Consider the following 5,341-nt stretch of genomic DNA (forward strand, 5'->3'; position numbering starts at 1 on the left):
GGCCCCTGTGCATTATGCGGACACAGATTCACGGTAGCGGTTTGATGAGCAGCGGCATGAGGCCATTGGCGTCGAGATCGAGGTGATCGGACCAGACATAATCGCCGGTGAGATTGATGCGATCCCAACCCAATGGTGAGAGCCGAGACAGCATAGCCGGATCGATCTGGCTTCCGCGGCGGCGCATTTCTTCGACGGCGTGCCCAAGATAGCGACAGTTGAACAGGATGATCGCTGCGGTGACGAGGTTGAGGGCAGCCGCGCGGGTTTGCTGGTTCTCCAAGCCACGGTCGCGAAAGCGACCGAGCCGATGGAAGGCGACCGCTCGCGCCAGGCTGTTGCGCGCCTCGCCCTTGTTCAACTCGGCGGTGACCGTGCGGCGTAGCGCCGGATCGTCGAACCAGCGCAACGTGAACAGCGTGCGCTCGATCCGTCCTACCTCGCGGAGCGCCGCGGCGAGGCTGTTCTGCTGGCGGTAGGCGGATAGCTTTTTGAGGATCAGCGAGGGCGTAACGGTGCGATCACGCATCGCGCCGATGACGCGTTCGATATCCGGCCAGTGGCTGACGATCAGATCCCGGTTGAGCCTGTGACCGAACAGTGGCGCAAGCCTGCCATAGCGCTTCGAAGGTTCGAATGCGTAGAGGCGCCGGTCGGACAGGCGAGGAATGCGCGGCTCGAAATCGAGCCCGAGGAGATGCATCGTTGCGAACACGATGTCGGAAACGCCGCCTCCATCGACGTGCAGTGCGGTCAGATCGGCGTTGCTGTCATGGCCGAGGAGCCCATCGAGCGCATGGATGGCTTCTCCTGCCGTGCCGGCGATCACCGTCTGGTGCAGCGGCGCGTAGCGGTCGGTGATGGTGGTGTAGATCTTGACCACTGGGTCGCGACCATAATGGGCGTTGACCGCTCCGCCGGCTTCGCCCGGCCCGCCCAGGTAGAAGGCCTGGCCATCCGCGGAAGCCCGGTGTCCTTGCCCAAACCAGGCGGCGATCGGCTCGGCGTGGATGGCGTCGGTCAGACAGGCGAGCGCCGCCCGAAAGGTTTCCTCGCGCATGTGCCATGTCTGCATGCGCAGCAGCGCGCGGCGTGACCCTGCGCCGCATACCTCGGCCATGCGCGACAGCCCAAGATTGGTCGCTTCGGCAATCAGAGTGGCGAGGAAGGCCTGCTCATCGCCAGGCGGCAACCCGGTCGAGACGTGCCCGAAGTGCTGGGTGAAGCCGGTCCATCGTTCGACCTGCGACAGCACGTCGGTGATACGCGTGGCAGGCAGCATACCGTAGCAGGCAAGCGTCAGATGCCGTCCTTCGTCGTGCCCGGCATCATCGTCCTTCAGTTCCTTGGGGAAGCGCAATCGCTCGCCAGCGAACAGGGCAGCATCACGTCCGGCCAGATTCTGGGCGACGTCGCACAAGGCTTTGTCGAGTTGCGCGGCGCGCTGATCGAGCCATGCGTGTGGATCACCGAGCGAGAACACCGGTTGCAGCGCTGCGCCACTTGATGGCGCGAGCAGCACGTCCAGCGACCTGTGCAGCCGTGACCTCGGCACCCAGATATCACCCGATGCCAGTGCATTGGCGAGCGCCCCGTAGGTGGCCATCTCCCAATGCGTCCGGTCGATCTTGCCGGCGACCACGACATGGCGGTGCCAGCGCCGCTCGACATGACCAAGCGGAACGTCGGCAGGGAGCGGCTTGCGCCAGTCGCCATCAAGATCCGACAGGATCGTCATAGCATTGCGCAATGCCACCGTCCCGGCCCGGCCGTGGAAATCGAGCGCTTGCAGGAATTGAGGTCCTATTCGTTTGAAGGTCCGGTACTCGGCTGCGATCTCGCTCAACACATCGTCCCTGTGAGGTGCCGCGGTACGACGGATGATCGCGGCATCGGCATCGAGCATGTCGAGAGGCACGATATCCCTGAGGGCAGCGCCGATATCTTCACCGGTGCGTGCTGCCCGGCTAACTGTTTCCAGCACGGTGGCGATGCGCATCAGTCGGTCACGGCCTTCGCGTCCCGAAATCGCGATTCCCTGTTCCAGGCGTTTGCGGGCACGAAGGTGAGCGCGTCCCATCAAGGCGCCGAACATGGCGATCGCCGCGTCGGTAAGCGTGGCTTCCATCTCGCGCAGTGTAGCAAGCAGGATGACCCGCCTGCGGGAGGCGCGCATCTGTTGGAAGGCCTGGGCGGTATAGCGCACGCCTTCGCGGGCGAACTGCGTCATGCGTGGCTCGTGCAGGGGATCGACCGGAACACAGGAAATGCCGGTCCTGCGGATCAGCGCGACCTTCTCGAGGATTTCGGCGAGCGAGGCTGACGCGACGCGGGGCTCTGGTTCGCGCAGCCACGACAAGCGGCTCTGTCGATCATGCACCTTTTCATCGACCAGCGTATCGAGGCGCTGATGCATATCCGCATCGAGTTTATCATGGATTGCAGCGACCAGATCGGTTTCCACCCGCAGCATCGCCTCAGCCGCCATCCGCTCGACTACGCTGATGCCGGGGATGACGATGCGCCGCGTGCGCAGCTCGTCGAGCAGTCGATCGAGCAAAATACGCCCGTCCACGATGGGCATGGCTTCGGTTTCCAGCCAGGTCATCATGATACCGCGCGCCGGCCGGCTCAGATCGGTGAAGCCGAAGCGCGCCTTGATGGCGGCAAGCTGATCGTAGCGGGTCGGCGCCCGCCGCGCGAAGTCGGCGATGGCGCCTGCATCCACCCCGACCTGTTCGGCGATATGGTCGAGCATGATCGCAGGCAGCAGCTCGCCTGCGCGCAGATGCCGCCCCGGATAGCGCAGGCAACAGAGTTGCAGGGCGTAGCTCAACCGGGTTGCCGGAGTGCGCGCGGTGCCGATTGCAGCAAGGTCCTCGGCATCGAGGCCATGGTGTCGCACCACCGCCGCCTCGCTGTCGGGCAAAGCAAGCAACGCGGCGCGCTGCCGCTGGGTCATCGGAATACGTGCGGGCATGTTTCATCCTCCAAAAACCTCTTGCCTTTTGCTGGCTTAGTGAAAGAGGATTGTGAAAGGCCCAAGGCTGCGGAAATGCGTGATGCTGTTTCCGCCTCCGGATACGGCCGTTTGTGAAAGGCAGGATTTGACCAGGGCACCCTATCTGATCGGCTATGCGCGGGTGTCGAAGGGTGACGAGCAGTCGAACGCCGCCCAGCGCCGCGCCCTCGACGCGGCTGGGTGCAGGCGCGTGTTCGAGGAAATTGCCAGTGGCGGGCGCTGGGACCGGCCAAAGCTCCTGGAGATGATCGGCCAGTTACGCGACAGTGACGTCGTCGTCGTCTGGAAACTCGACCGGCTATCGCGCAGCCTCAAGGATCTGCTGCACATTATGGAGCGGATCGAGGCGGCGGGCGCGGGCTTCCGCTCGCTGACCGAGGCGATTGACACCACCACGGCCGCAGGTCGCATGATGATGCAGATGGTCGGGAGCTTCGCCGAGTTCGAGCGCGCCATGATCCGCGAGCGCACCTCCGCCGGCCTCGCCCAGGCGCGCGCCGAAGGGCGGATCGGCGGACGCCGGCGCAAACTCGGCGAAAAGCAACGGCGCGAGATCGCGGAGTCCGTCATCTCCGGACGAAAATCCGGCGCCGAGATGGCGCGGCTCTATCATGTCAGCGAGCCGACCGTTTCGCGCATCGTCGCCGCGCACCGACAGACTATGGAGCTACCGGCATGAAACGCGGCCACGACCTGACCGGGCTGATGAAGTTCGCGACACGGCCCGAGTGGGCCGACGACCTGCATGACGCGCTCGACGATCATCTGGGGCCGGTTCTCACGCAGTTCGACATCGATTCCGACGAACTGCCCGGCATCATCGGGGATCACTGGGCCATGACCTTGTGGGGCTGCGCGTTCGAGGACCTGGTGACCCGCGTCTTCGAGCCCGATGGCCGCAACATCGTGGACGAATATCTCAAGCGCCGCGGATGGAACGAGGCCGGCCCCAACAAGCTCTACATGCGCGCGCTGAAGACCTCCGTCATGAGCGTCTATGAAGTCAGCGCGATCGAGCCCGGCGTCGGCTTCCTCGCGCGAGATCTGATCCGGGGCGGTGATCCCGTCCAGGTCCGCGAGCGCACCGCGTCCAGGACGCTGGGCCCGTGGGATCGGATCGGCGTGCGCATCATTCCGGTGAGCGGGCATAGGATCCTGGCAGGCGGCCTGCTGTCCTTTACAGCGGAAGCCACCAGCGCCCTTCTCGAGGCATTGCGCCTGGGACAGGGCAAGCGCGGCCCGCGCGCGAAACTAGTGATCGACGATGATCAACTGCGCGACCTGGCGCCGCTCATCTCGATGGTCTGGCTGTTCGACATCTTGCCCAGGATGCTCGAGCCTGTCGCCATCCCCACGCTGCATAACGCCGATGGCGAGGAGGTTGTTTTCCACCGTGTCCGTTTTCCGTTCACGCGGGGGACGACGCAGGCACTCATCGGCGACCGCCTCGATACCGTGCCCGCCCTGCAGCGGGAAACGTCACATTTCTGGAACTGGCTCGGCACCAGAACAAAACAGGGCAAGAAAGGCACCGGCCAGATGGCGTGGGGTGTGTCAATGGAAGACGGCACGCCGGTGCTTGGGAATCTGGAACTCAAGGGCCGCGCTCTGATCCTCTCCGTCACCTCGGCCGAACGTGCAGAACGCGGCGTTGCACTCGTCACCCAGGCGCTCGGCGCCCTGGTGGGAACACCTTTGACCGAGATCGAGACGATCGAACAGGCGATGGCTGCGCGTCAGGAAGGACGAACCGTGTCGGAGCCGGCACCGGACATCCCGGTCGAGGTCGCCACCCCGCTTGTCCACGGCATGCTCGATCGTCAATACCGGACACTCCTCGATGAGCCTGTCCCGATGCTCGGCGACAAAACGCCGCGACAATGCGCCGGCAGCAAGGCCGGACGCGACCAACTCGCCACGTGGCTAAAACATCTCGAAAATCTCAGTGGGAGACACGCTGACATCGATGATCCGATGGCGACGTACGACTTCGGGTGGATATGGCAGGAACTCGGGATCGAAGAACTGCGCCGGTGACGGCTTGACCCCGCAACGATGAAGGACATGCTGGCCGCCTGATAGACACTGGAGCCGCCTTCACCAACGGTGCCTGCGGATTTGTATTGCGCACGGCTGCTCGCAGGTGCAGCATGAGGATGCCTTTCAGGCATCCTCTCCTAAAACTATGGCCGGCCGTTGTGCCGGCCTTTTTGTGTGGCCGCGACGGCTTACGTAGCGCAATCCCTGGCAGAGAAGCTGGCGCCGACGTCCCTCAAGCTCGCCTACCGTGAATCTGTGGCCGAATAATGCACAGGGGCC

The 5,341-nt window shown here is 64.1% G+C and carries 3 protein-coding genes; 2 read left to right on the forward strand and 1 reads right to left on the reverse strand.

The genetic code is table 11. The features are described from left to right. Positions 1-28: 28 nt before the first annotated feature. The gene (locus D0Z70_RS24070) at positions 29-2,980 is read right to left on the reverse strand and encodes a Tn3 family transposase (RefSeq protein WP_239019125.1); all 2,952 of its coding nucleotides are present in this window, start codon (positions 2,978-2,980) and stop codon (positions 29-31) included. An 82-nt stretch (positions 2,981-3,062) separates the two neighbouring features. On the opposite strand from D0Z70_RS24070, the gene D0Z70_RS24075 reads away from it, so the two are divergent. Both D0Z70_RS24075 and D0Z70_RS24080 read left to right on the forward strand, forming a co-directional pair. Beyond that, positions 3,063-3,701, forward strand: a complete 639-nt coding sequence (locus D0Z70_RS24075; RefSeq protein ID WP_059153301.1) for a recombinase family protein — start codon at positions 3,063-3,065, stop codon at positions 3,699-3,701. Beyond that, on the forward strand, positions 3,698-5,059 hold the full coding sequence (locus D0Z70_RS24080; protein WP_007683476.1) for a DUF7986 domain-containing protein: 1,362 nt from the start codon (positions 3,698-3,700) through the stop codon (positions 5,057-5,059). Before D0Z70_RS24075 ends, D0Z70_RS24080 begins: the two co-directional genes overlap by 4 nt. The last annotated feature ends 282 nt before the right edge of the window (positions 5,060-5,341 follow it).

The sequence above is a fragment of the Sphingobium terrigena genome (genome assembly GCF_003591655.1).
In the GTDB taxonomy this organism is placed as follows: domain Bacteria; phylum Pseudomonadota; class Alphaproteobacteria; order Sphingomonadales; family Sphingomonadaceae; genus Sphingobium; species Sphingobium terrigena.

Bases quoted from the DNA above. Each gene is read 5' to 3' on its own strand.
- D0Z70_RS24070 (WP_239019125.1), bottom strand. From the start codon at position 2,980: ATGCCCGCACGTATTCCGATGACCCAGCGGCAGCGCGCCGCGTTGCTT.
- D0Z70_RS24075 (WP_059153301.1), top strand. From the start codon at position 3,063: ATGCTGTTTCCGCCTCCGGATACGGCCGTTTGTGAAAGGCAGGATTTG.
- D0Z70_RS24080 (WP_007683476.1), top strand. From the start codon at position 3,698: ATGAAACGCGGCCACGACCTGACCGGGCTGATGAAGTTCGCGACACGG.